Origin of the sequence: Mycobacterium sp. SM3041 (assembly GCF_039668335.1) — a bacterium.
Lineage (GTDB): Bacteria > Actinomycetota > Actinomycetes > Mycobacteriales > Mycobacteriaceae > Mycobacterium.
The window spans coordinates 68,619-92,279 of the sequence record NZ_JAYXBQ010000045.1 but is presented as its reverse complement, the minus strand read 5'-3'; the positions used below and the strand labels follow the sequence as shown (position 1 = coordinate 92,279).

The window sequence follows — 23,661 nt, the reverse complement described above, 5'->3', positions numbered from 1 at the left end:
TTGATGGCCTCGACCCGTTCGCGCTCGCGGCCACGTTGACGCCACCCACGAAACCGGTTGACACCAACCTGCATCCCCATCGTTCAGCGAACAGTGAAGGATTCGAGCGCAGGTACACAACCTTCGGTGTATCTTTGGTGTATGACCCGCACAAACATCGACATCGACGACCATGCGTGCGAGGTCGTCATGCGAAGGTTCCATTTGACCAGCAAGCGAGACGCGGTGAACTTTGCATTGCGCAATCTCGCGCAGGAAGCATTGGACCTCAAAGCGGCCCGAGAACTCCGCGGGTCCGGATGGGACGCCGATCTCGATGAATTGCGCAGCGACCGCGTCCAATGATCCTCGTTGACGCGTCAGCCTGGATCGAGTTTCTAAGGAACACCGGGAGCGGCGTGTGCGAGCGAGTCGACGAGCTACTCGCCGAGCCGATCGCGATCTGCGCCCCCGTCCAGATGGAAATCCTCGCCGGGGCCCGAAACGACCGACACCTCAAGGATCTTCGTGGCCTGTTGGCACGCGCACAGACTCTACCGACGTCCCCCACAGACCATGAAGACGCCGCAGCTATTTACCGCGTCTGTCGACGTCGCGGTGAAACCGTACGCAGGCTGATCGACTGCCTCATCGCCGCGCACGCCATACGCGAACAGATTCCAATCCTGCACTTCGACAGCGACTTCGACGCGATTGCGCGGCATACATCGCTACAGCTGGATACCTCACCGCGGCCGGACTGACCCAGCCGCCATCAACAACTCCACCGCGGCGCCAATCGGAATGCGCTCCTGCTCCAGACGTAGGCCATTGCGCTGCAACACGTCCAATGCTGCGCGCTCGGTTTCGGTCAACCAAGCCACATCGACTGACCCACCCGCAGCGTGAGGCACGGCAAGGTCACGCCAGCGCTCCAGCGAGGCTTGATCCATCAGCAGGCTCTCGCAAGGACATTGAGCGCGAAAACGGGCCAGTATGTCGAACCCGTCCGTGTCCAGATCGCCCCAATACACGACACGCGGCGCATTCCGAACCCACGGGAATCCGGCCACCGCGGTGGCATGGTCGCCCCAGCCGAACACCGCGATCGTGCCGGGCACGTCAGGCAGCGCTTCGAGGGTCTGCAAGTTCTCGACAACCAGGACCTGCGATGCCGCAAAATCAAGCCCCGCCAGCTCACCATCCGGGGCGGCAAAGATACGTGGAAGACCTCGCCGCAGTGCGGGGTCAGCAATGACAACCGCCCGCAGTAGTTCACGCTCCCGCAGTCCCAGATGCTCAGGCACACCGAGCGGCACCGCTAGCGCCGTCACCGCAGTGCGGTGTGTACCCAGCCATTTGGTGTCGACACCGGGAATCGGAAGCTGACGGATCAGCAGGCCGGAGTCCGGATTCTGACGTAACCAGCGAACCGTAGCCAGGAGCCGGTCGAAGTCGTTGTCGGCCAAGGAATTCCAGTACCGGAACGTCTCGACCAGGACCGCCGACCATTGCGGCCCATCATCGAGCGCCTGGAGCTGCGCGCGGCGCTGTTGCAGAGACTGCCAGCGTCGGGTCTCACCTGCAGCCGCGACAATCGCATCCGCACCCTCGATGGTCACCACGACCGGTAGCAGTTGCCTACCAAGGCTGGGCCACCGCCGCTCCTCCCAGCGGACATCGAGGCGCGAGTCTTGCCAGGCATGGACCCAGTTCTCGACGACCGCACGCTGGGCCGCGACGGCCGCCTCGCTCGGGCTACCCAGTCTTATTGTCAACGCATCGACGGAAGCACCGAACAACCACGATTTGAGATGGCGGTCCACCGTCCGTCGTGCCCGCGCCACGACGTCCTTGGGCAGCACGAGTTTTTGTGGCTCAGCCATCAGCCGCCTCACCGATGGATGCGACCCCCAACCGGGATGCCTTCGAATCTCGGATCGACACAGTGGCTACCCCGCCGACGTAGTCCTGCAGTGTCTTGATCATCTTCAGTGGTGTGGCGAGCACAAGGTGAAAACCGAACTGATCGAACACATCTGCCGCACGGCGGGTGTATTCAGGATCCGACCGGTCGAATGCCTCGTCGAGGACCACCGTGCCGTACTTGGGCACGTCGGCATCCGACCCGACGAGCTGGTACCGAAGGGCCGCGGCCAGACAGAAGAACACCAACTTCTGCGCCTGCCCACCGGACAGCGCGTCCGAAGAATCGTGGTGGTTGACCGCCGTGCCCTCGGCATCCATCTCGATACCGACGAACGTGACGTGGCGCCGCGTGTCCAAACACCGATTGCGCCACACCACATCACCAGGATCGGACGATCCGAGCCGCCCGAGCAGTTCCCGCATCCGCTCGAATCGTTGCTCCTGAGCCTGTCGATCGTCAGCAAGCAACGACCCCTCCTGCACGCGTGCGATAGCCGCGAGAAACTCCGTCACGTCCGGATGCAGGGAGTCGCGGACGTCGATCTTCAGGAACCGTCCACGGTCGAATTCCGAATGTGCCAGTGACGAATTGACCTCATCGATCCGGCGACGGATCTCGCCGGGCGCGCGCCGGATTCGCAGCGCGAGCGTGCCGAGGTTCTGATTCGACTGCCGATCGTTGAGATCGAAGAATCGATTTTCCACGCTGGGCAGGTCATCGGCACGCAGCCGGCGCAGGAATGCCACGGCATCGTCGGCGTATCCGTGCTCGGCAGCAAGTTCGGGGTGCGGCCAGCGGTTGAGGTACTGCTGCAGCACAGTCTCGATAGCGTGCTGCGCCTGCAGCAGCTTCTTCTCGGCCGCCGAATATTCGCCCCGAATCTGGTTCGCCACCGCCCGTTCTGCAGCGGGAAAGCCGTTGAGCCGCAGGGCCGCACGTTTGCCATCGTCGAATCGAGCGCGGTAGCGCTCGGTCAGTTCGGGAGACGGCTCGTCGCTCGCCGCCGCTGTTCCTTTCAGGTCGTCGATGCGCGATGCGACATTCTGTGCGTGCTGACGCGCTGAGTACAGCGCCTCGTGCGCGTCGTCGTATGCCTTTTCAGCTCGAGTCGCCTCGCCTCGCGCAGCCACCACGGCAGCTTCCAGGCGGTCGATCTCAGCGTCACCCCGCAGCGCCGCAAGACGTTCACCCACATCGAGACGGTGGGCTTCCGCGGCCAACAGGTCGAGCTCGTCCCATTCGACAGCGACGATCCCTGGAGCTGACTGGACCCGGTCCCGACGCCGTTCGGATTCGGTGCGGGCAGCACGCGCGCGACGGTGTGCGGAACCGGCATCGGATTCAGCCTGGCGCAGGGCGTCGCGCATGGCCTGGAGCTTGCTGTCATTGTTGGTGCCGAGCACGTAGTGCCGTCGGTCGTCGATCGCCGACCGGTCGTCCTTGATATGCCGGTCGCCGTCGCGGGTCTGTCCGGCGCGGGTCACGGCGCGGTGGTGACGGCCCAGTTCCCGCGCGTCGGCAACACGGCGGTAGTCGAATCGGGACACGAGTTCGAAATGCAGCCAGTGCTGCCATGGCCCCTCGGCGATCTGGAGCACATTCACGATCGAATCGGCATCGACAGCCGAAATCCGGTGTGTGCGATGCACATCCACGCGCCGCCACACGAGCCGCGTGCCCAGATGGGCAGCATCGACGGCAGCGGCGACATCATCGGCGTGCTCGTCGGCGACCAGCATTGTGCGGCCCAGCCCGCCGAGCACCCGCTCGGCGGCGCCTGCCCAATTCGCATCGATGACGTCGATCAACTCGCCGGCGAACGGCAACGATCGTGCCGGCAGCCCGGTCGCGCGCATGACCAGCTCACGAGCCGCCAGCAGCCTATGGTCCAGGTTCGACTTCTGCCCGGCGAGCGAAGAGATCTGCTGTTTGAGGTCGGTAACCTGTTCGTCGGCGCGGGCGGCAGCGAGGATCAGGGCGCTGTGGGCGGCGTCGTGTGCACCGGCTCCAGCCTCTAGTTCAGCTGCCTCCCTTGCGATCTGCGAGCACATCGTGGCGAAGCCTTCGGCGGTATCGGGAACGGTCGTGTCCCAGGGCCGCAAAGCCACATCTAATCGGGCGCGCTGCGTGACCACCCGACGGACCGCTTCGTCAGCACTGTCCAGGGCATCGGTGAGCTCACGCAGGGACTGATTTCCGTCGCGCGCACGCTCGGCATCCTTCAGCGCGGTGGCAGCACGATGACGGGCCGCGCTCGCGTGGTCGTCACGCGTGACGGCGTCAGCGAGCGCGGCCTCTGCGTCGGCGTGCCAACCCTGCGCCAGATGCAGCTCGAAGCGCGCGGCGAGGCCGTCGAGCGCTGTCTGCTCCTCCCCGAGTTCCTGAGTCCGTTGCGCCTCCCGGTCCCGGGTTTCGGTCCACTCCTCCAGCGGTGCCAGTGCGGCGATCTGCTCGCGCGTCTGCACGACCCTGCGATGCGCCTCGTCGAGGTCGGCGAAGAACTCGACGGCGCGACGCGCTTCGGCAAAAGTGTCCGGTTCGTCGAGCATGTAGTCGCGGAACAACCGGTCGAGGCTGTCGAGCCCTTTGGCAGACATCGCACGGTGCAGCAACAATTGCGCGTTCTCGTCGGCGATCCCCAACCGGGCGCGGAGCCGCTGACCAAACTGGGGGTAGCTCTTGTTGTAGAGCACATCGGGCCAGCGTTTCTTCAACCCGCGGACGTCGATGCCGTCAGACACCACGTGTCTGAGTTCGGTGATGTCCAGGTCGTGGTCGAAAAGCAGGAACGCGCGGCCCGATTCGCCAAGATCATTGCTGCCGCGTTTGAGGTGGAACAGCGCGACCAAGGTGGTGACGGTATCCCCATCAGGATCGGCAGTGGCCATCGTCAACCCGACGGCGCTCCAGGTCGCACCTTCCCGCAGGTAGCGCGACCGCAATTCGCGGGTGTCCGTGTCGGATCCGCGCGCATACGCACCTCGGATATAGGAGGCCACGGTGCGGCCGCGGCCCTGCGCGGCCGCATTGAAACTGAGCTTCGTCGGGGGCACCAACACCGTGGAGATCGCGTCCAACAACGTGGACTTACCCGAGCCCGAGGGACCGGTGATCAGGAAGCCCCGGCGCGCCACGGACAGGTCGTGATAGCCGTCATAGGTGCCCCAATTGAACAGCTGAACACGTGCCAGGCGGTGCTGACCATGCCGGAACACGTCCTCACTCATCGTCGGCCTCGGTATCGGAGTCCTGGTCGCTACCGGCGTCCAAGAGCCGCTGGTACTCCGCCTCGACCAGGGCAACCTCGTCCGCGTCGAACAACTGACGGAGCACGGGCGATACTTCGAACCGGCCCGCGGTGTCAGCGGCGGCGATCAGCGAGTACTTCTTCATCTTTTCCCATGACGCGTTGATCCGCTTCCGGAAGCCGCCCGCATCGGTGGTGTAGCGCCCGCGGTAGGGCTCCATGTCGGCGGCGATGTCGTCGTAATCGACGATCACCCGTTGTCCAGGCGGTGCCACGAGCAACTGGTAGCGCAACGCGAGTACCACCAGCGTGTCCATGAAGGTCAGCGTCTCTGTCCGAAGTACCTGCGGTGGAGCGAATTTGGGGTCATCGGGTGCGGGCTGCGGCCGGGTGAACGCGATGCCGTCGTCCTCGTCGAGGACGAGGTCGAGGAACACGTCGGCCAGTCGGCGTTCGATTTCGCTGCGGTGGGCGAGAATTGCCGACCATTGCTGTCGATGCGCATCATGCGTCACCACCGGACCGCGGAGCAGTTGGACCAGCGCACGCTTTGCCTCGAACGGAAAGGTCTCTTCGGGATTCACCGGTGATCCTCGAATGCATCGGGGCTGAAGGTGATGGTCGGAAGCACAACGGTGCGTCGGTCCATGGCGACCCGTTCGCTGGTGTCGGCGGAGACGGCACCGTGCTCAGCGCCGAGAACCATCAGGCCGACGATGCTGGCGAGGCCCTGGGTGGCAGGGAACTCGGCCAGGACCTGCCCTGCGGTGACCGGTCCAGCCGACCGGCTGAGGCTGGCGACGATGTTGCTGCGGAGTTCCTCGAAATCGATGTCGGATTCATGTGCCTGCGCAGCGAGTTCGGCGAAGTCGACCTCGTCGGTGTCATGCCGATCGAACTCCGTAGGCACCCGGCCTTCGCCCGGGTTGTGCAGCTTGAGGGCGGCGATCGAACGAACCTGCATGCCAATTCTGGTGAGTTCCAAGTTCATTGACTTCTCGGGTCGGTGCTGTGCACTCACTCGCACAGCCAGCGACTGGCAGCGCTGAATCAGTTGGCGGAGCCGCCGATGTTCTTCGTATTGGCGCGAGAGCACGAAATGTCGCAGCGATCGCGATAGCAGGATCATGGTCTGGCGTACCGTGGCTGCTTCGTTCTCCAGCCGGGTGAGGAGAGTGCTCAGGTCCGTACGCGTCTGAGGGGTCAACTCGGCTGCGAAGTCCCGTGACAGGATGGCGGTGATCGCTTCCTGAAGACGGGTCGACTGTTCGGCATCGAGGATCACGTCGTAGAAGCCGTTCACGGAACGTCCGGCTTCTGAGTCCGCCAACAGATCAACCCCGCGAAAAACGTTGCTCAACGTCGCACCGCCCTCAGCGGTGTCGTCAAGGATTTTGGCCCGGAGGTCCCGGCTCAATTCTTCGATGGTCGACCGCACCCGGGCGAAATCCACGGGTATCTCCTGCGCCAGGCCGAGCGTCTCGGCGACCCGCTCCTTTGCCGTCTCCGCGTCGAGCACAGCGAACTCGCCGCGTTCGACTTCTTCAATGCGCTGCTCGACGGCCTTGCGTTCGGACTGCAGCAGTGCCAGCCGCGATGCCGAAACCGGGTCTGAATCACGTTGCAGTGCAATGAGGTTAGCGGCAATCGACCCCAGCCGTGACGCCGACGCGGCGCGCTGCGGCGCATCGATTCCGTTCACCACTGCGGCAGCGTTCAATGCTGCCGCCGATGGCACCAACGTTTCGGTCCCCCGCGTCTGGCCGGGACGCCGGACCAAGTAGCCGTCGTGCACCCATGCGGCGACGTATCCTGTTGCCGTCGATTCGAATTCAGCTCCGGTCTCGCGGAGGAGTTCGAGATCATGATCGAGTTCGGCTACCACCTCGGCCGCCGGGCGTATACGACGTTCCGGCGGAAAGTAGTCCTGGACCACGGCGATGATGAGCCCGGCGTTTCGGGCCCTCAGCAGCGACCATTCCGGCGCCTCCTGCTGTAGACGCCGGAAGCGCAGGACCGCGGACGTTATCGCCACGCTGCGAGACTAGCCGGAAGGGCTGACAAGGCTCTCCACAGTGTCGAGCGTTTCTGCACAGCGCAAACTCAAAAATGGGATTTCACTGGTACCATAGTCCCATGGAAGCGGTAATCGACTCGGGCGGCCGCATCTTGGTGCCCAAGCAACTCCGCGACGCGTTGGGACTGACGCCCGGTTCGACGGTCGATATTTCGGCATATGGCCCTGGACTGCAGATTGTCCCCGGCGGCCGCTCCGCGCGCCTCGTGCGAAACAAGGACGGACGCCTCGTCGCCAACGCAGACACAGTCGTCACCGATGAAATGATGTTCGCGCTCATCGATTCGGGGCGACGCTGACGTCGCAGCAGGTCACGGCAATCGATACCAGCGTCGCGGTGCCCTTGCTTGTGTCCTCGCATCCGCAGCACGTCGCGGTCTCGCAATGGGCAATGGGCCGACGTCTTGGGCTCAGCGGGCATGCGCTGGCCGAGACATACTCGGTTCTGACGCGTCTGCCCGGCGATGCTCGTGTCGACCCTGCCGACGCGGTGGCGTTGATCGACGACAACTTCCCGGAGCCCCTTCAACTGGGTGCCGACACGGGACGCGGTGCCCATCACGAATTCGCCCGTTGTGGCGTCGCGGGCGGCGCCACCTATGACGGCTTGGTCGCGTTGGCCGCTCGTGAGCACGGTGCAGTCCTGGTCACTCGCGATGCCAGAGCCAAGGCAACCTACGACGCCCTCGGGGTAAACGCGGAAGTGCTGGCCGGCGCCTGACCTGTCTTTGGCGAACGGGCGCGGCCCGACCAGAACCTGGCACTGAAATCGCGGTGTAACCCCGCACCCACCCTCGTTGTCGTAGATCTGCACGTGGTGATGCGTTGTGCCTCGTGCTCTGTCACCTGTGCGCATTGCTGGGCTGCGGTGTGCGCGTGGGAATCGAACCCGTTGCACTGCCCTCCGTGCGCCTGAACGGTTGGAGCCGTTTGCGGTTTTGTGCACGCCTCCGCGACAACTACCTGCTACACCATGCTGCTGTCAGTCCAGCAGCTCGATCTCCCAGTTCGCCTTCTGGATCCGGACGTCAAGCGCGCGCAGCTCCTGCGCCACTTGATCAGCCTGCGACCGCAGATCGCCGACGGACAAGGCGGACAACATCTTCAGCTCCGAGCGCAACTGCCGCGAGTAGCCGTATTGGCCGGCACCGGCCGCCGCATCCGCAGCCGTGGTCAGGACGTGGTGCCGCAACCGCAGCGCGTCGCGCCGACCGAGTGCGTCGGTCAGCGTGCCGTCGGCCCCGATCGAGTTGGCCGCGTTCGTCAGGTTGATCCGCCGAATCAGGGATTCGTAATCGCCCAGCGCGCCGTCGATCTCGACCAGTAGCGCTGCGGCGTCCTCCGCGGGCTCTTCGCCCTCCTGGAACCGTGCGTTACCCACGACGCGCACGCGCAACTGCTCGATACGGCGAACTGCGTTCGCACGCAACGACAAAGCTTCTGCAACTTCATGATTTCACCTCGCTCCTGATGGCACCGGCCGAGCGTTCGTTTCTCGGCCCGAACCATGATGAGCGGAAAAGGCTTGGCCGGCAACGTATTTTTCAGCAGGCCAGACGGTCGGTGGCGATCAGCCCTGCGCGCCGACGAAGAACAGCACGAGCACCGCAACCAGGCCGAACAGGGCGGCAAAGAATGCGCCACATGCCACGTCGTCAAACCGCGGCCGCACCGTCGCGACCAGAACCGCGGCCGCGGCGACCAGCAACGCGCCCGCCGGCGCGAACAGCCAGTAGTACAACAGCGGCGCCGGGGACATCACGACCAGGCCGAGCGCGTAGCCGCCGAACAGATATCGCGGATCAACCTCGCGCTCGATCCGTGGGTCGAGCGTGCTCTCATGCTCGAAGGACATGCGCACCTCCTCTGGTCAGCGACACACCGTCACCGTGGCAACGGCCTGCAGGTACAGCAGACCGACAATGCACCAAACGCTCACGGGTGCGACCACCAGCGCCACAGCGACGCTGCTGAGTACCCGCGCGCGCAACAACAGTGCTGCAATCAGTAGACATATCAGCGAAACACTCACCGCTGCAGTCAAATTCGTTCCAGCTACCCGGTCGAGGTGCGGATCATCACCGGGGCCCATGGCCCCGACCGCCAACAGACCCCAGCCGACTCCCCCTGAGACCGCTCCGGCGAGTACGCCGCGGGTCCAGTCCGTACCAATCAAACGTCCCCCCGATCCGGTTCGCTCATGTCCCCCGTCGCCGGTACGCCCTCGGCCAATCCGTACTGCAGGTACACGATGCCGGCCGGGCTCGATACCGGCGGCTTGAGCAGCGTCAGGTTCGACGGCACCGGACCGCCATCGAACACCTTCTTGCCTACCCCCAGGACAATAGGATGCACCCAGAGGTCGATGCGATCAAATAGTTTTTCGCGCAACAGGGTCTGCACGAAGTTCAAACTCCCGACCACTTTCACGTGCTCGTGGCGATCACGGATTTCCCGCACTTCGCTGACCAGATCCGTGCCGATCTGCGTCGAGCCGGACCACGACAGATCGGGCTCGCCGCGGGAGGCGACGTACTTGGGGATGCGATTGAACATGGCCGCGAATTCGTCGTCCTGGTGCGGCCAGTAGCCCGCGAAGATGTCGTACGTCCGCCGGCCGAGCAGCAGCGCGTCGGTGCCTTCGTACGCGGCGCCGACCTGCTCCCCCGACACCTCGTCGATCAGCGGTGCCTGCCAGCCTTCGAAAGGAAAATCGCCGTCGGAGTCCTCTCCGGGACCGCCGGGCGCCTGCCCGACGAGGTCGAGAGTGGCGAACAACGCGAGGTGAATCTGGCCCATTTCCAGCTCCTGGTGAGTCGGTGGTGTGTGTCAATGAGGTAGACCAGCGGACTCGGTGAAACTCATCGGCGCGGCCGGCTACTTCCCGGACAGCACCCGGTACTGCGCCGAAATCTGTTGGTCCACAGCGGTTTCATCGTCGGCGAAGACCTGGAACACAAATCTGTCGGTGCGGGCGAGGCAGCTGTAGTGCCACCCCAGGATGCGCCATGTCACCGTCGCGTCCGGTTGCGCATAGTCGCGGAGGTGCTCGAAACAGCGCGCACCGGGGAACCCCGGCACCGGCCCGGCCATCTGCACATCCGGATTCTTCATGATCAGAGCGCTGGTGGCGTCCAGCAGCTGCGCGGCCGAATCCGCATTGGGCGCCTGGTAGACCCGGCCCCACCGCTGTGTCACCCACTGGACGCCGGCGCGCTCGAACTGGGTCGTCATGCTCACCGGATCGGCTTCGAAATGCAGCCACGCCCGCGGTCGCCACGTCCCGATCAGTACGCCCTGCTGCCGATCGGGAGTGGTGATGGTCTTCGACAGCAACTGATCGTCGCTCGGATCTTTGGGCAGGTCAGCGAGTTTCGCGGGATCGGTGGGCACAAAGCTCTTGATGAGCGACCGCTGCCTGCTGAGCAGGTCGGACGTCAGCAACTGAGCCCGCAGCGGTGCCTTGGTCAGCTTGGTGGCTTTGGCGCTCACGAATTGGTACAGCACGAAACGTCCCTGCGCGGTGTACGCCGCGACGCCACTGGCCCCGGTGCCGTAATCCACGCCGACCGCCGGCACCGTGCCGGTACCGACCGAGATCTGGACGGGATATGTCGGAAACGGAGTGGCCACGACGGGGCCGAACTGTGCGGTGAATTCTGCCGCGGCCGCCGCTGCTTGGCCATCATCGGGAAACATCAGGACCGCGTTCTGGATTTCCAGATCGGAGTCCCGGGACCCTGATGACCGGTAGGACCCGAAACCGGCGACCAGACCGTGTGCTCTGGCAATGCCCTGCATCACATTGTCTTTGGACACCCCGAGGATGTTGTCGACACCAAACTCCGACGTCATGGTGCCGGTCCCGATGGCCCCGGGCTTCGTCACCGACGCGTCGATTTCCCAAGGGCCCACGACGTATTCGGCCATCCGGGTCGATTCGACGATCGACTGCGTGAGCGGGTTGGGTCCAGCGCTGAAGAACGGGGTGCTCGGCTTGATCTGGTAGTTACCGGTCCGCAGCTGGCTGACGTCCGGTTCGGGGTCGCTCAGTGAACCGCCGAACCGCGAGGTGCCGGTCGTGGTCGTCGAACAGCCCGCGACCACGCACCCGCACGTAACCACGGCAAGTGCCAGCTTCCGGATCCCCACGATCCAACACTAACTGTGGCCGAGGCGCGCAAGCACCGATCGCACCGACTCCGCGATCGCCTCGTTGAACGGCCCGGCGTCCCGCCGCACGGTGCGCGTGCGGACCAGCACCGTCAGCATGACCCGTTCCCGCTTCGGGCCGATGAGCATCCCGGCGTCGTTGGTCGACCCGTAGTCGCCGCCGCCGGTCTTGTCCGCGCTGGTCCATCCCTCAGGCAGACCCGCGCGAAAACGGCGGGTCGACGTCGCGGTCTCCTCCATCCACCGACGCAGTTGGAACTGAGCCGCACCGGACAACGCGTCGCCGGCGAGAATGGCGCGATACCCGCCGCACAGCGCCCGCGGCGTGGTGGTGTCGCGGAGATCGCCGGGCGCCGCCTCGTTGAGGGCCGGTTCCCAGCGATCCAGCCGGGTCTGCGAATCACCGATCGAGCGGGCGAAATCCGTGAGCGCCGAGGGCCCGCCGATGGTCCGCAACATGATGTTGCCTGCCGCGTTGTCACTCTGGCTCAGGGCCGCGGCACAAATCTCTCGCAACGCCATCCGCGCCCCCACCGCCTCGCTCAGCACCGGCGAGTTGACCACGATGTCACCGGCGGTGATGGGCACCATGGCATCGAGATTCGCCTTGCCCGCCGTGGCCATCTGCAAGATGCGGGCCGCCGCATACGCTTTGAAGGTCGAGCACATCGCGAACCGCTCGTCAGCACGGTGCTCGACCGTCGCCGAAGACTCCAGATCAACTGCGTAGACGCCGATTAACGCCTGATAGCGATCTTCCAGATCGGCAAAGTTGGTCGGCTCGTCCGCCTTGGTGGGCTGGCACCCGGCCAGCACGCCCGTCGCGGCCAACCCGACGATGAAATCCCGTCGGCTCAGCGATACCCCCACATATTCAGCCAACCATGTATCGACGAAAGACGCCAACGCGGGGTGCCCTTCCGGCACCCCGCCGGCCTGCAGTGCGTTGGGCCCCAACAGATCCCGTGGTGTCAGCAAAGATGACGTCAGGCGATGTACTTGTCGAACCAGTCGATGGCCACTTCCGGGTGGACACCGAGGTAGTTGTAGCCGTCGAATCGCCTGTTGGTTCCTTCAATCCAGTGCAGGCTCTTGTCGGCGACCGGAATCGCGTCGTAGATGTCCTGCACATCCTGCGGGCGCGTCATCGTGTCGTCGCGGACCTGGGCGACGAGCGTCGGCACGGTCACGGCCTTGACGTATTCGAGCGGTGACTGCTCGGCGATCCGGAATCCCGTTCGTTCGTGCACGGCCTGATCGAACTTCACGTAGCCGTCGGCCATCCCGACTGCCTTGACGAACTCCTCGACGATGTAGCGACCCGACACCGGTTGCAGCATCACCATGGCCTGGATTTCCGCGAACTCCTCGGGATGCTTCGACCAGGCCACCGCCGTCGAATCAGCGCCCAGGCACACCGAAAGCAGCACCTTCTTCATCGATTTCGTGTCCGGCCGAGCGCCGGCGTAGCGCAAGGAGCCGATGACATCGCGATATTCGGTCAGACCGATGCCCGCGATGCCGCCGTTGCCCTGGCCACTGCGGCCGTGATTACGGATGTCGTACGCGAGAACGTTGTAACCGGCGTCATGCAGCGCCTTGTACTCGGGCAGGAAATTCACCTCGAAGCCGCCGAGCCCGCCGAACTCCGGCAGGTGCCCGGGGTAGCCGTAGCGGTTTCCGGGGAGAAAGTGGTTATGGATGACGAGCCGGTCGGAGTCGGCCGGGATGAACCAGCCCTCCAGCGGGACGCCGTCCATCGACGGGAAGAACACGTCTTCGTAGTCGAGCCCGACCTCATCTGGGCTCCGTAGCACTGGCGCGCGCCGTCCGCCGGTGGTTCCGGTGGTCCACATTGCGACAAAGCCGTCGAACGCTTCCTGAGCTGCGGTGTCATCGGACATGTGCGGTTCCTTCCGTCGAGAGGTGGTGTCAGAAACGACGGTAGGCCGGGCGCGGTCCGGTCAGTCAGGGCCGAGTTGTCCGGGGTCCAGCAAACCCCCTCTCCCGGCTGCCGAGCCCACTACTGTCGAGAACGTGGACCAGCGCAAGGACATCCGGGAATTCCTCACGTCCCGGCGCGCCCGCATCACTCCCCAGCAGGCCGGCCTGCCCGACTACGGCGCCAAACGACGAGTCCCCGGCCTGCGCCGCGAAGAGGTCGCTCTGTTGGCCGGAGTCAGCGTGGACTACTACACCCGGCTCGAACGCGGCAATCTCACCGGCGTCTCCGACTCGGTACTCAACTCGGTGGCGACCGTCCTGCAACTCGACGAGACCGAGCGCGCGCACCTGTTCAACCTGATCAAAGTCAGCCAAGGGCCGCGGCGGACCCCGCGCAAGGCCGGCAGCAGGCTTCGGCCGAGTGTCCAACTGATCCTGGATGCGATGGTCGGAGTGCCGGCCTGGGTCAGCAATGACCGCCTCGACATCCTGGCCACCAACGTCATCGCCGCGGAGTTGTACCGCGTCGCCATCGACGGACCCGGACAGGCCAACCTCGCCCGATTCGTGTTTTTGGACGGCCGCGCGCAGGAATTCTTCGTCGATTGGAATCAGCAGGCCGACAACGCCGTCGCGATTCTGCGCAGTGCCGCGGCCCGTGATCCGTACGACGACCGGCTGACCCAGCTCGTCGGCGAATTGAGCACGCGCAGTGACGAATTCCGGGTCCGCTGGGGCGCCCACATCATCCGCGCACACCAGTCGGGCCCGAAAGCGTTCAAGCACCCCGACGTCGGCCAGCTCGATCTGACCTTCGATGGGCTGGAACTTGCCGCCGATCCGGGTCTGACGCTCTATGTCATGACGGCGGAACCGAATTCAGCGACGGCGGAACGACTGAAGTTACTCGGCAGCCTGGCGGCAACGCGCCAGTCACACGGCTGACCGCCCAGGCCGCACCAACAGCGCGGCCACCAGGAAGCACAGTGCTCCGACGAACGTCCCGAAGTTGGCCATCCGCTCGTCGATCGTGACACCGGTCTTGCGGACGAACGCCGCCAGCGCCGAGACCTGGAACGCGACGCAGCCCATCATGTTGATCCACGATGCCTGCCAGGCAACGGATTTCGGCGACCACAGGCCGACCACCATGACGGCCAGCAGCCCACTGAGCAGGAAGGCCAGTGACCCGGCGGCGTCGGGCGCCCACACGTAGCGGCGCTCGGCGAGCACGGCGTGCGCCCACACTGCCGCGCCGGTGCTCACGTTGAACAACACGGTGCCCATGAATTGGATTGCCGCCGACCACCATTGGCTTCCCGGCGGGGCCAGCAGGTACTGCATCAGGGCGGCCGTGGTGAAGAACCACGATCCGATGAAGCACAGCACGTTCGCCGTGCCGGCCCCGGCCACCGAGGGAAACCCCGGCGCCGTGGCCAGCGCGAAGAATGCCGAGCCGATGGCGAAAAGCCAACACTGCCTGGTGAGGGTGGCGAAGCCGCTCACGGCACTACAGGAAGCTGCGAATCCGCTCGCCGGTCTCCGACGTCGACAGTTTGGCGTCGCCACGCGTCGAAAGGTGCTCGGCGACAGCCTTGTCCACGCGGGCCGCGGCGTCGGTCTCACCGAGGTGCGTGAGCAGCAGCGCCACACTCATGATGGCCGCAGTCGGGTCGGCGAGACCCTGACCCGCGATGTCGGGCGCGCTGCCGTGCACCGGCTCGAACATCGACGGGTTGGTGCCCGTCGCATCGATGTTGCCCGACGCTGCCAGGCCGATGCCGCCGGAGACGGCCGCGGCCAGGTCGGTGATGATGTCGCCGAACAGGTTGTCGGTGACGATCACGTCGAAGCGGCCCGGATCGGTGACCATGTGGATGGTCGCGGCATCGATGTGCTGGTAAGCGGTCTCGACGTCCGGGTACTCGGTGGCGACCTCGTCGACCGTGCGCTTCCACAGCGAGCCGGCGAACGCCAGCACGTTGTTCTTGTGCACCAGGGTCAGGTGCTTACGCCGCGTCCGGGCCTTCTCGAATGCGTAGCGGACGACCCGCTCCACACCGAAGCGCGTGTTGGTGGACACCTCGGTGGCCACCTCGTGCGGGGTGCCGACGCGGATGGCGCCACCGGTGCCGGTGTACGGACCCTCGGTGCCCTCGCGGACGACGACGAAATCGATGTCCGGGTTGCCGGCCAGCGGGCTGTCGACACCGGCGAACAGCCGCGACGGCCGCAGGTTCACGTGGTGATCCAGCGCGAACCGCATGGTCAGCAGCAGACCGCGCTCGAGCACGCCGCTGGGCACCGACGGATCGCCGATGGCGCCCAACAGGATCGCGTCGTGTGTCTTGAGCTCGTCGACCATGCCGTCGGGCAGGGTCTCGCCGGTCTCGTGGTAGCGCTTGGCACCGACGTTGTACTCGGTGCGCTCGACACCCGGCAGCACGACGTCGAGAACCTTCAGCGCCTCACCGATGACCTCGGGGCCGATGCCGTCGCCGGCGATGACGGCGAGCTTCACGACAGGTCCACCAGTTCCAGGGTGGTCGCGCCGACGGCGTCGCCGATCGCGCTGAGCACGTCGGCCGGCACCTCGCGGTCGAGGCGCAGCATGACCGTCGCGCCCGAACCGTCGGAGTCCTGCGACATCTGAGCGGCCAGGATGTTGACGTCGGCGCCCCCGAGGAGCGTGCCGATCTTGCCCAGCGCACCCGGCTGGTCGCCGTAGTTGAGGATCAGGTTGATGCCCTCGGCGCGCAGGTCCAGGTTGCGGCCGTTGATCTGGACGACCTTCTCGACCAACTGCGGACCGCTCAGGGTGCCCGACACGTTGACGACCGAGCCGTCACCGGCCACGGCGCGCACGTCGACGACGCTGCGGTGGTTGGGGCTCTCGGTCTCGGTGGTGAGGGCGGCCTCGACACCACGCTCGACGGCCAGCGCCGGCGCGTTGACGAACGTCACCTGATCCTCGATGACAGCCGAGAACAGGCCACGCATAGCCGAAAGCTTCAGAATCTCAACGTCTTCCGACGCCAGCTCGCCGAGCACTTCCACGTTCAGCGAAACCGGCAGCTCCGGCGCCAGGGCACCGACCAGCAGACCCAGCTTGCGCACCAGGTCGAGCCACGGCGCGACCTCTTCGCCGACGACACCGCCGCCGACGTTGACGGCGTCGGGCACGAACTCGCCGGCGAGCGCCAGCTTCACGCTCGCGGCGACGTCGGTGCCGGCGCGGTCCTGGGCTTCTTCGGTGGAGGCACCCAGGTGCGGGGTGACGACGACCTGCGGCAGCTCGAACAACGGGCTGTCGGTGCAGGGCTCGGTGGCGAACACGTCGAGGCCTGCGCCACGCACGTGGCCGCTGGTGATCGCGTCGGCCAGGGCCTGCTCGTCGATCAGGCCACCGCGGGCCGCGTTGACGATGATGACGCCCGGCTTGGTCTTGGCCAGCGCGTCCTTGTTGATGAGGCCGGCGGTTTCCTTGGTCTTGGGCAGGTGCACCGAGATGAAATCAGCGCGACCCAAAAGCTCATCGAGGGTCAGCAGCTCGATGCCCAGCTGCGCGGCACGGGCCTGCGAGACGTAGGGGTCGTAGGCGACGATGTGCGCGCCGAACGCGGCCAGGCGCTGCGCGACGAGCTGACCGATGCGGCCCATGCCCACGACGCCGACGGTCTTGCCGAAGATTTCGGTGCCCGAGAACGACGACCGCTTCCAGGTGCGCTCGCGCAACGTGGCGTCGGCGGCCGGAATCTGGCGGGCTGCCGACAGCAGCAGCGCCAGGGCGTGCTCAGCGGCACTGTGGATGTTCGAGGTCGGGGCGTTGACGACCAGCACGCCACGGGCGGTGGCGGCGTCGACGTCGACGTTGTCCAGGCCGACGCCCGCGCGGGCGACGATCTTGAGCTTGGGGGCTGCGGCCAGCACCTCGGCGTCCACCGTGGTGGCCGAGCGCACCAGCAGGGCGTCGGCTTCCGGCACGGCGGCCAGCAGCTTTTCGCGGTCGGGTCCGTCGACCCAACGGACCTCTACCTGGTCGCCGAGGGCGGCGACGGTCGATTCGGCGAGTTTGTCAGCGATGAGTACGACAGGAAGGCTCACGCGCACAGACTAGTGGTCCGCATGGCCGCGCTTCCAATCGCGGTGGCCTTGATCTGGGTTCTCGCGGCCCGTCACTACCATCGAGTGGTGGACGTCACCGTCGTCGGTAGTGGACCCAACGGACTGGCTGCGGCCGTCATCTGTGCTCGAGCCGGGTTGTCGGTCCGGGTCATCGAGGGCCAACCGACGCCCGGTGGGGGCGCCCGCAGCGCTCCCGACCCCGAATACTCAGGCGTTTTGCACGACGTCTGCTCGGCGGTGCACCCGCTGGGCGTGGCATCGCCGTTCTTCGCGGAATTCGATCTCGCCGCGCGCGGCGTGCAGATGGTGACGCCCGAGGTCTCGTACGCCAATCCCCTGCCCTCCGGCCGCGCCGCCATCGGGTACCGCTCGCTGGACCGCACCTGCGCGGAGCTGGAACACGGCTCGTCGTGGCGACGACTGCTGGGCCCGCTGGTCGAGCACGTCGACGGCGTCCTCGGCTTCTTCCTCGGCGACAAGCGCTCGTTGCCCGCGGACCTGCCCAGCACCGTGCGCGCGGGACTGCGGGTTCTGGCGCAGGGCAGTCCGGCGTGGGGCCTGCTGCGCGGCGACGACGCCCAGGCCCTGTTCACCGGCGTCGGCGCCCACGCCATCCACCCCATCCCGTCGCCTGTCAACAGTGGCGCAGGCATCATGCTCAGCACCGTCGCGCACACGGCGGGCTGGCCCGTCCCCATCGGTGGCACGCAGACGATCACCGACGCCTTGATCGCCGATCTGCGGGTCCACGGAGGCGAACTGATCGCCGGCTCCCCCGTGACGAGCCCGCCCGAGGGCGTCGTCATCTACGACACCTCCCCCACCGCACTGCTCGACATCTACGGACCGGCACTCCCCGCCCGTTACGCAAAAGCGTTGCGCCGGTACAAGTTCGGACCCGGCGTCTGCAAGATCGACTTCGTGCTATCGGGCGAAATCCCCTGGCGTGACCCGCGGATGGCAACGTCACCGACCGTCCACCTGGGCGGCACCCGGGCCCAGATGGCACACGCAGAACGCGAGATCTGGCAGGGTCGCCATGCCGCCCACCCGATGACGCTGGCCTCGCTGCCCCACCTGGCCGACCCGTCCCGCATCGACGCCCAGGGCCGCCGGCCGCTGTGGACCTACTGCCACGTGCCGGCGGGATCGACCGTCGATCAGACCGAGACGGTCATGGCGTTGTTCGAAAACGCCGCACCGGGTTTCCGGGATCTGGTGCTCGCGGCGCGCGCCGTGCCGGCAGCCGAGATGTCGCGGCACAACGCCAATTACGTGGACGGCGACATCATCGTCGGCGGCGCGACGCTCAAGGCCGCGATGATCGGGCCCACTCTGCGGGCCAATCCGTGGACCACGCCGATCCCCAGGGCCTACCTGTGTTCGTCGGCCACCCCACCGGGTACCGGCGTGCACGGCATGGCCCGGCTGTATGCCGCGCGCACCGTGCTGCGCCGTGAATTCGGCGTGAAGACGCTGCCGTCGCTCGCGCCATAGTGTTGGCTTGGCGCATGGCCAAGCTTTCTGTGATCTATTACTCCGCAACCGGGCACGGCACCTCCATGGCACAGCGGGTCGCGAGCACCGCAGAATCGTTGGGCGCCGAGGTGCGGCTGCGGCCGGTCGCCGAGACCGCTTCCCCCGAGTCGTTCGCCCACAACCCGGCGTGGACCGCGAATTACGAAGCGACCAAAGATCTTCCGACGGCCACGGGCGACGACATCGTCTGGGCCGACGCGGTGATCTTCGGCTCGCCGACCCGGTTCGGCTCGGTGGCGTCGCAGCTGCGGGGCTTTCTGGATTCCCTCGGTGGCCTGTGGTCGAAGGGCGTGTTGGCCGACAAGGTGTACGCCGGGTTCACCTCGACCAACACCGCGCACGGCGGGCAGGAAACCACGCTGCTCTCGCTCTACATCACGCTGATGCACTGGGGCGGCATCATCGTCCCGCCCGGCTACACCGACCCGCTGAAGTTCGCCGACGGCAATCCGTACGGCGTGAGCCTGCTGGCCAACCACGACAACATCCGCCAGTTCGACGACAACACCTATGCGGCGCTCGACCACTTGGCCAAGCGGGTCGTCGCGGTGGCAGACCGGTTGGGCGGGTAGCTGGGCAGCGCTCCGGCGTGTCGGCTCTCCTGCGGCACTTGCGATTTGAAGTCGTCAACTTTCCTTGACTGTCAGAGAAAGTGTTGACGGCTTCAGGCGAAAAGTGCCAAGGGAGAGAGCGCCGGAAGGGGCTGACGGTTCGCGACTGTGCGACCAGGTCGCCGGAACCGCTGGGAGAGCAATCGGTGCGCACCTGAAATTGGCGTCGGGGCGGCCCCGACACCCGACTTACGGTTGACGGGTGACATTCGTAGGCACAGCCCGACTGGTGGGCGCAATGCCCAACAATGCGGTGTTCACCGTCGGTGACCTGGAGCTGTATCAGGTGCGTCCGCCACTGTGCGGCTATCACGTGATCGCCGCCGAGCGGAGCATGTGGGCCATGCGAGCGCAGTACATCGACACCGACGGCAGCCTGGTACCGCCCGAACACGATGACCCGGTGTCAACGAGCTTCTACGGGGTGGCCGGTGAGGGCCTGGACATCGACCGATCCGTGAAGCTCCCGGGCAGCGCCGACGGCCGCAACGTCGCCCGCGCGCTGGCCGGCATCGGGTACGCGTTGTACTGAAACGCCGAAAGGCCAGTTACCGCACGCTTTTTCGTGAATCGCGAGCGATAACTGGCCAGTGAGCGCAGAAGCTATGCGGTCTCGGTGATCGGCCGGTCGACCCAGCTCATCAGGTCGCGCAGCTTCTTGCCGGTGACCTCGATCGGGTGCTCGGCGTTGGCCTTACGCAGACCCTCGAGCTCCTTGTTGCCGCCCTCGACGTTGGCGACCAGACGCTTGACGAAGGTGCCGTCCTGGATGTCCTTCAGGATCGCCTCCATCCGCTTCTTGGTGTCGGCGTCGATGACGCGCGGGCCGGACAGGTAGCCACCGAACTCAGCGGTGTCGGACACCGAGTAGTTCATGCGGGCGATGCCACCCTCGTACATCAGGTCCACGATCAGCTTGAGCTCGTGCAGCACCTCGAAGTAGGCCATCTCGGGGGCGTAGCCGGCCTCGACCATGACCTCGAAACCGGTCTTGACCAGTTCCTCGGTACCGCCACAGAGAACGGCCTGCTCACCGAACAGGTCGGTCTCGGTCTCTTCCTTGAAGGTGGTCTTGATGACGCCGGCGCGGGTGCCGCCGATGCCCTTGGCGTAGGACAGCGCCAGGGCCTGGCCCTCACCCTTGGGGTCCTGGTCGATGGCGATCAGCGCGGGCACACCCTTGCCGTCGACGAACTGGCGACGCACCAGGTGGCCGGGGCCCTTCGGGGCGACCATGCCGATGGTGACGTTGGCCGGGGGCTTGATCAGACCGAAGTGGATGTTGAGGCCGTGGCCGAAGAACAGCGCGTCGCCGTCCTTGAGGTTGGGCTCGATGTCATTGGTGAAGATCTCGGCCTGCGCGGTGTCGGGCGCCAGCAGCATGATGACGTCGGCCCACGCGGCAACGTTGGCCGGGGTGTCGACCTCGAGGCCCTGCTCGGTGACCTTCTCGCGGGACTTCGAGCCTTCCTTCAGGCCGACCTTGACCTGCACACCCGAGTCGCGCAGCGAAAGCGAATGCGCGTGCCCCTGGCTGCCGTAGCCGATGACGCCGACCTTGCGACCCTGGATGATCGACAGGTCCGCATCGTCGTCGTAGAACATCTCAACTGCCACTTGCTTTTCCTTACCTTGTTTCTGTTGTTCGAAGATTTACTTGGCGGTTCCCGCGCGGGCTCCGCCTATTTGGCCGCGCCGATGCCGCGCGGACCGCGCGCCAACGAAACCACACCGGACTGCACCAGCTCGCGAATACCATACGGCTCCAGCACTCGCAGCAATGCGTCGAGCTTCTCCTGGGTGCCGGTGGCCTCGACGGTCAGCGACTCGGTCGACACGTCGACGACCTTCGCGCGGAACAGGTTGACCGCCTCGATCACCTGGCCACGGGTGGTCGCGTCGGCCCGGACCTTGATCAGCGCCAGCTCGCGGGAGACGGAGTTGTCCGGCTCCTGCTCGACGATCTTGATGACGTTGATCAGCTTGTTGAGCTGCTTGGTGATCTGCTCCAGCGGCAGCTGCTCCTCGACCGAGACCACGATGGTCATGCGGGACATGTTCTTCTGCTCGGTGGCACCGACCGCGAGCGACTGGATGTTGAAGCCACGCCGCGAGAACAGCGCCGCCACGCGGGCGAGCACACCGGGCGTGTCCTCGACGAGAACCGACAATGTATGAGTGGTAGCCACGCCTATGCTCCTTGGTTCTTCGCGCAGGCGCTCATCACACCTGATCCTCGTTGTCGAACAGCGGACGGATATCACGCGCCGCCATGATCTCGTCATTGCTGGTACCGGCGGCGACCATCGGCCACACCTGCGCGTCGGCCCCGACGATGAAGTCGATGACGACGGGGCGGTCGTTGATCTCGCGGGCCTGCCGGATGACGTCTTCGACGTCCTCGGCGCGCTCGCAGCGCAGACCGACGCAACCCAGCGCCTCGGCCAGCATCACGAAGTCCGGGATGCGGTGCGAGTGCGTCGACAGGTTGGTGTTGGAGTAGCGCTCGTCGTAGAACAGCGTCTGCCACTGGCGCACCATGCCCAGGTTGCCGTTGTTGATCAGCGCAACCTTGATCGGCGCCCCTTCGAGGGCGCAGGTGGCCAGCTCCTGGTTGGTCATCTGGAAGCAGCCGTCGCCGTCGATGGCCCACACCTCGGCCTCCGGGCGGGCGAACTTGGCGCCCATCGCGGCCGGGATGGAGAAGCCCATCGTGCCGAGACCGCCCGAGTTCAGCCAGGTCTTCGGGTTCTCGTACTTGATGAACTGCGCGGCCCACATCTGGTGCTGGCCGACGCCCGCCACGTACAGCGCGTCCGGTCCGGCGATCTGGCCCAGCTTCTCGATGACGTACTCCGGCGAGAGGCTGCCGTCGCTCTGCGGGCCGTAGCTCAGCGGGTAGGTCTCCTTGACGCCGTTCAAGTAGGTCCACCAGTCGGCCAGGTCCAGCGTGTCGGCGGCGACGCCGTCACGACGCAGCGCCCCGAGCAGGTCGACGATGACGTTCTTGATGTCACCGACGATCGGCACGTCCGCGTGGCGGTTCTTGCCGATCTCGGCGGGGTCGATGTCCGCGTGGATCACCTTGGCATCGGGCGCGAACGACGACAGCTGACCGGTGACCCGGTCGTCGAAACGGGTGCCGAGGGCGATCAGCAGGTCGCTCTTCTGCAGCGCCGCCACGGCCGACACCGTGCCGTGCATGCCCGGCATGCCCATGTGCTGCGGGTGGCTGTCGGGGAACGCGCCGCGCGCCATCAGGGTGGTGACGACCGGGATGCCCGTCAGTTCGGCGAGCTCCAGCAGCTCCGCGGACGCCTCGCCGCGGATGACGCCACCGCCGACGTACAGCACGGGCTTGTGCGACGCGGCGATCAACTTGGCGGCCTCGCGCACCTGGCGGCTGTGCGGCTTGGTGTTCGGCTTGTAGCCGGGCAGGTCGATGACCGGCGGCCAGCTGAAGGTGCACTGACCCTGCAGCACGTCCTTGGGGATGTCGACGAGGACGGCGCCGGGGCGGCCGGAGGCGGCGATGTGGAACGCCTCGGCGATCACCTTGGCGATGTCGTCACCGTTGCGGACCAGGAAGTTGTGTTTCGTGATCGGCATGGTGATGCCGGAGATGTCGGCTTCCTGGAAGGCGTCGGTGCCGATCAGGCCGCGGCCGACCTGGCCGGTGATCGCGACCACCGGGATCGAGTCCATCTGGGCGTCGGCCAGCGGCGTGACCAGGTTGGTGGCGCCGGGACCCGAGGTGGCCATCATCACGCCGACCTTGCCGGTGGCGTGCGCGTAGCCCGACGCGGCGTGACCGGCACCCTGCTCGTGCCGGACCAGGACGTGGCGGACCTTCTTCGAGTCGAACAGCGGGTCGTAGACCGGCAGCACGGCACCGCCGGGGATGCCGAAGATGGTGTCGACGTCGAGTTCCTCGAGCGACCGGACGACAGCCTGGGCACCGGTCATCTGCTGCGGGGCAACGGCTTTGGAAGAACCGTTCACAGTGCCGCCGAGGCCGCCGGGACCATTGGGCTGT

25 protein-coding genes are annotated in these 23,661 nt (G+C 65.9%); 8 read left to right on the top strand and 17 right to left on the bottom strand.

The annotated features are described in order from the left end of the window. Positions 1-141 precede the first annotated feature (141 nt). Together VXD91_RS14400 and VXD91_RS14395 are read left to right on the top strand one after the other, a co-directional pair. Positions 142-345, top strand: a complete 204-nt coding sequence (locus VXD91_RS14400) for a type II toxin-antitoxin system VapB family antitoxin (RefSeq protein ID WP_064860469.1) — start codon at positions 142-144, stop codon at positions 343-345. Beyond that, a complete protein-coding gene (locus tag VXD91_RS14395) occupies positions 342-743 on the top strand; it encodes a PIN domain nuclease (RefSeq protein WP_061001011.1) in 402 nt (133 codons plus the stop codon). Before VXD91_RS14400 ends, VXD91_RS14395 begins: the two co-directional genes overlap by 4 nt. Here the strand turns inward: VXD91_RS14395 and VXD91_RS14390 are convergent. Genes VXD91_RS14390 through VXD91_RS14375 form a run of 4 tightly spaced genes read right to left on the bottom strand, consistent with a single transcriptional unit; the run spans position 726 to position 7,191 of the window. Further along, complete coding sequence (locus tag VXD91_RS14390; protein WP_142239522.1) at positions 726-1,865, bottom strand: DUF3322 domain-containing protein; 1,140 nt, start codon at positions 1,863-1,865, stop codon at positions 726-728. The genes VXD91_RS14395 and VXD91_RS14390 overlap by 18 nt on opposite strands. Next, positions 1,858-5,136 (bottom strand): ATP-binding protein, encoded by a 3,279-nt coding sequence (locus VXD91_RS14385; RefSeq protein ID WP_346415729.1) that lies wholly within the window; start codon positions 5,134-5,136, stop codon positions 1,858-1,860. The genes VXD91_RS14390 and VXD91_RS14385 overlap by 8 nt, the downstream gene beginning before the upstream one ends. Continuing rightward, positions 5,129-5,740 carry a DUF4194 domain-containing protein gene (locus VXD91_RS14380; protein ID WP_234785328.1) on the bottom strand — a complete coding sequence of 204 codons (612 nt, stop codon included), beginning with the start codon at positions 5,738-5,740 and terminating at the stop codon, positions 5,129-5,131. The genes VXD91_RS14385 and VXD91_RS14380 overlap by 8 nt, the downstream gene beginning before the upstream one ends. Continuing rightward, positions 5,737-7,191 carry a DUF3375 domain-containing protein gene (locus tag VXD91_RS14375; protein WP_061001015.1) on the bottom strand — a complete coding sequence of 485 codons (1,455 nt, stop codon included), beginning with the start codon at positions 7,189-7,191 and terminating at the stop codon, positions 5,737-5,739. Before VXD91_RS14375 ends, VXD91_RS14380 begins: the two co-directional genes overlap by 4 nt. A 101-nt stretch (positions 7,192-7,292) precedes the next feature. Here VXD91_RS14375 and VXD91_RS14370 point away from each other — a divergent pair, with 101 nt between their 5' ends. Then, the gene (locus tag VXD91_RS14370) at positions 7,293-7,532 is read left to right on the top strand and encodes an AbrB/MazE/SpoVT family DNA-binding domain-containing protein (protein WP_061001016.1); all 240 of its coding nucleotides are present in this window, start codon (positions 7,293-7,295) and stop codon (positions 7,530-7,532) included. Beyond that, positions 7,529-7,954 (top strand): type II toxin-antitoxin system VapC family toxin, encoded by a 426-nt coding sequence (locus VXD91_RS14365; protein ID WP_061001017.1) that lies wholly within the window; start codon positions 7,529-7,531, stop codon positions 7,952-7,954. Before VXD91_RS14370 ends, VXD91_RS14365 begins: the two co-directional genes overlap by 4 nt. Positions 7,955-8,215: 261 nt before the next feature. Here VXD91_RS14365 and VXD91_RS14360 read toward each other — a convergent pair whose 3' ends face one another. The 7 genes from VXD91_RS14360 to VXD91_RS14330 all read right to left on the bottom strand — a co-directional run bounded on the left by VXD91_RS14360 (position 8,216) and on the right by VXD91_RS14330 (position 13,310). Further along, positions 8,216-8,668, bottom strand: coding sequence for a DIP1984 family protein (locus VXD91_RS14360; protein ID WP_346415728.1), 453 nt, complete (start codon positions 8,666-8,668; stop codon positions 8,216-8,218). Positions 8,669-8,803: 135 nt separating this feature from the next. Then, positions 8,804-9,088: a hypothetical protein gene (locus tag VXD91_RS14355; protein WP_061001018.1), complete on the bottom strand. Its 285-nt coding sequence runs from the start codon at positions 9,086-9,088 to the stop codon at positions 8,804-8,806. 15 nt (positions 9,089-9,103) lie between these two features. Continuing rightward, a complete protein-coding gene (locus VXD91_RS14350; protein WP_162563755.1) occupies positions 9,104-9,325 on the bottom strand; it encodes a hypothetical protein in 222 nt (73 codons plus the stop codon). Between the two features lie 80 nt (positions 9,326-9,405). Continuing rightward, positions 9,406-10,032, bottom strand: a complete 627-nt coding sequence (locus VXD91_RS14345; RefSeq protein WP_064860477.1) for a dihydrofolate reductase family protein — start codon at positions 10,030-10,032, stop codon at positions 9,406-9,408. A 78-nt stretch (positions 10,033-10,110) separates the two neighbouring features. Continuing rightward, on the bottom strand, positions 10,111-11,385 hold the full coding sequence (locus tag VXD91_RS14340) for a hypothetical protein (RefSeq protein WP_346415727.1): 1,275 nt from the start codon (positions 11,383-11,385) through the stop codon (positions 10,111-10,113). 9 nt (positions 11,386-11,394) lie between these two features. Further along, entirely contained in the window at positions 11,395-12,276 is an 882-nt protein-coding gene (gene bla / locus VXD91_RS14335) for a class A beta-lactamase (protein WP_061001021.1), read from the bottom strand. Positions 12,277-12,392: 116 nt separating this feature from the next. After that, positions 12,393-13,310 (bottom strand): alpha/beta hydrolase, encoded by a 918-nt coding sequence (locus VXD91_RS14330; RefSeq protein ID WP_138248765.1) that lies wholly within the window; start codon positions 13,308-13,310, stop codon positions 12,393-12,395. Positions 13,311-13,443: 133 nt separating this feature from the next. Here VXD91_RS14330 and VXD91_RS14325 point away from each other — a divergent pair, with 133 nt between their 5' ends. Further along, positions 13,444-14,295, top strand: a complete 852-nt coding sequence (locus tag VXD91_RS14325; protein ID WP_346415724.1) for a helix-turn-helix transcriptional regulator — start codon at positions 13,444-13,446, stop codon at positions 14,293-14,295. On the opposite strand, the gene VXD91_RS14320 is transcribed toward VXD91_RS14325, so the two are convergent. The 3 genes from VXD91_RS14320 to serA are packed head-to-tail and all read right to left on the bottom strand — an operon-like array spanning position 14,284 to position 17,454. Beyond that, positions 14,284-14,856 carry a hypothetical protein gene (locus VXD91_RS14320; RefSeq protein ID WP_138248763.1) on the bottom strand — a complete coding sequence of 191 codons (573 nt, stop codon included), beginning with the start codon at positions 14,854-14,856 and terminating at the stop codon, positions 14,284-14,286. The two genes, VXD91_RS14325 and VXD91_RS14320, sit on opposite strands and share 12 nt — an antisense overlap. A 4-nt stretch (positions 14,857-14,860) precedes the next feature. Next, positions 14,861-15,871 (bottom strand): 3-isopropylmalate dehydrogenase, encoded by a 1,011-nt coding sequence (locus tag VXD91_RS14315; protein WP_138248762.1) that lies wholly within the window; start codon positions 15,869-15,871, stop codon positions 14,861-14,863. Beyond that, entirely contained in the window at positions 15,868-17,454 is a 1,587-nt protein-coding gene (gene serA / locus VXD91_RS14310) for a phosphoglycerate dehydrogenase (protein WP_346415722.1), read from the bottom strand. The genes VXD91_RS14315 and serA overlap by 4 nt, the downstream gene beginning before the upstream one ends. Before the next feature lie 87 nt (positions 17,455-17,541). On the opposite strand from serA, the gene VXD91_RS14305 reads away from it, so the two are divergent. From VXD91_RS14305 to VXD91_RS14295, 3 genes are all read left to right on the top strand, one after another. Then, a complete protein-coding gene (locus VXD91_RS14305) occupies positions 17,542-18,972 on the top strand; it encodes an NAD(P)/FAD-dependent oxidoreductase (protein WP_346415777.1) in 1,431 nt (476 codons plus the stop codon). 14 nt (positions 18,973-18,986) lie between these two features. Further along, complete coding sequence (wrbA, locus tag VXD91_RS14300) at positions 18,987-19,586, top strand: NAD(P)H:quinone oxidoreductase (protein WP_346415721.1); 600 nt, start codon at positions 18,987-18,989, stop codon at positions 19,584-19,586. A gap of 277 nt (positions 19,587-19,863) precedes the next feature. Next, on the top strand, positions 19,864-20,157 hold the full coding sequence (locus tag VXD91_RS14295) for a hypothetical protein (RefSeq protein WP_346415719.1): 294 nt from the start codon (positions 19,864-19,866) through the stop codon (positions 20,155-20,157). Positions 20,158-20,228: 71 nt separating this feature from the next. Here VXD91_RS14295 and ilvC read toward each other — a convergent pair whose 3' ends face one another. The 3 genes from ilvC to VXD91_RS14280 all read right to left on the bottom strand — a co-directional run bounded on the left by ilvC (position 20,229) and on the right by VXD91_RS14280 (position 23,627). Further along, positions 20,229-21,230: a ketol-acid reductoisomerase gene (ilvC, locus tag VXD91_RS14290; RefSeq protein WP_346415776.1), complete on the bottom strand. Its 1,002-nt coding sequence runs from the start codon at positions 21,228-21,230 to the stop codon at positions 20,229-20,231. Between the two features lie 77 nt (positions 21,231-21,307). Beyond that, positions 21,308-21,814 carry an acetolactate synthase small subunit gene (gene ilvN / locus VXD91_RS14285; protein WP_226521547.1) on the bottom strand — a complete coding sequence of 169 codons (507 nt, stop codon included), beginning with the start codon at positions 21,812-21,814 and terminating at the stop codon, positions 21,308-21,310. Between the two features lie 34 nt (positions 21,815-21,848). Continuing rightward, a complete protein-coding gene (locus VXD91_RS14280) occupies positions 21,849-23,627 on the bottom strand; it encodes an acetolactate synthase large subunit (protein ID WP_346415775.1) in 1,779 nt (592 codons plus the stop codon). Between the last annotated feature and the right edge of the window lie 34 nt (positions 23,628-23,661).

What these genes read in the sequence shown, in the direction of transcription:
- VXD91_RS14400 (WP_064860469.1), top strand. Translation starts at nt 142, where the DNA reads ATGACCCGCACAAACATCGACATCGACGACCATGCGTGCGAGGTCGTC.
- VXD91_RS14395 (WP_061001011.1), top strand. Translation starts at nt 342, where the DNA reads ATGATCCTCGTTGACGCGTCAGCCTGGATCGAGTTTCTAAGGAACACC.
- VXD91_RS14390 (WP_142239522.1), bottom strand. Translation starts at nt 1,865, where the DNA reads ATGGCTGAGCCACAAAAACTCGTGCTGCCCAAGGACGTCGTGGCGCGG.
- VXD91_RS14385 (WP_346415729.1), bottom strand. Translation starts at nt 5,136, where the DNA reads ATGAGTGAGGACGTGTTCCGGCATGGTCAGCACCGCCTGGCACGTGTT.
- VXD91_RS14370 (WP_061001016.1), top strand. Translation starts at nt 7,293, where the DNA reads ATGGAAGCGGTAATCGACTCGGGCGGCCGCATCTTGGTGCCCAAGCAA.
- VXD91_RS14355 (WP_061001018.1), bottom strand. Translation starts at nt 9,088, where the DNA reads ATGTCCTTCGAGCATGAGAGCACGCTCGACCCACGGATCGAGCGCGAG.
- VXD91_RS14350 (WP_162563755.1), bottom strand. Translation starts at nt 9,325, where the DNA reads ATGGGCCCCGGTGATGATCCGCACCTCGACCGGGTAGCTGGAACGAAT.
- VXD91_RS14345 (WP_064860477.1), bottom strand. Translation starts at nt 10,032, where the DNA reads ATGGGCCAGATTCACCTCGCGTTGTTCGCCACTCTCGACCTCGTCGGG.
- VXD91_RS14330 (WP_138248765.1), bottom strand. Translation starts at nt 13,310, where the DNA reads ATGTCCGATGACACCGCAGCTCAGGAAGCGTTCGACGGCTTTGTCGCA.
- wrbA (WP_346415721.1), top strand. Translation starts at nt 18,987, where the DNA reads ATGGCCAAGCTTTCTGTGATCTATTACTCCGCAACCGGGCACGGCACC.
- VXD91_RS14295 (WP_346415719.1), top strand. Translation starts at nt 19,864, where the DNA reads ATGCCCAACAATGCGGTGTTCACCGTCGGTGACCTGGAGCTGTATCAG.
- ilvC (WP_346415776.1), bottom strand. Translation starts at nt 21,230, where the DNA reads ATGTTCTACGACGACGATGCGGACCTGTCGATCATCCAGGGTCGCAAG.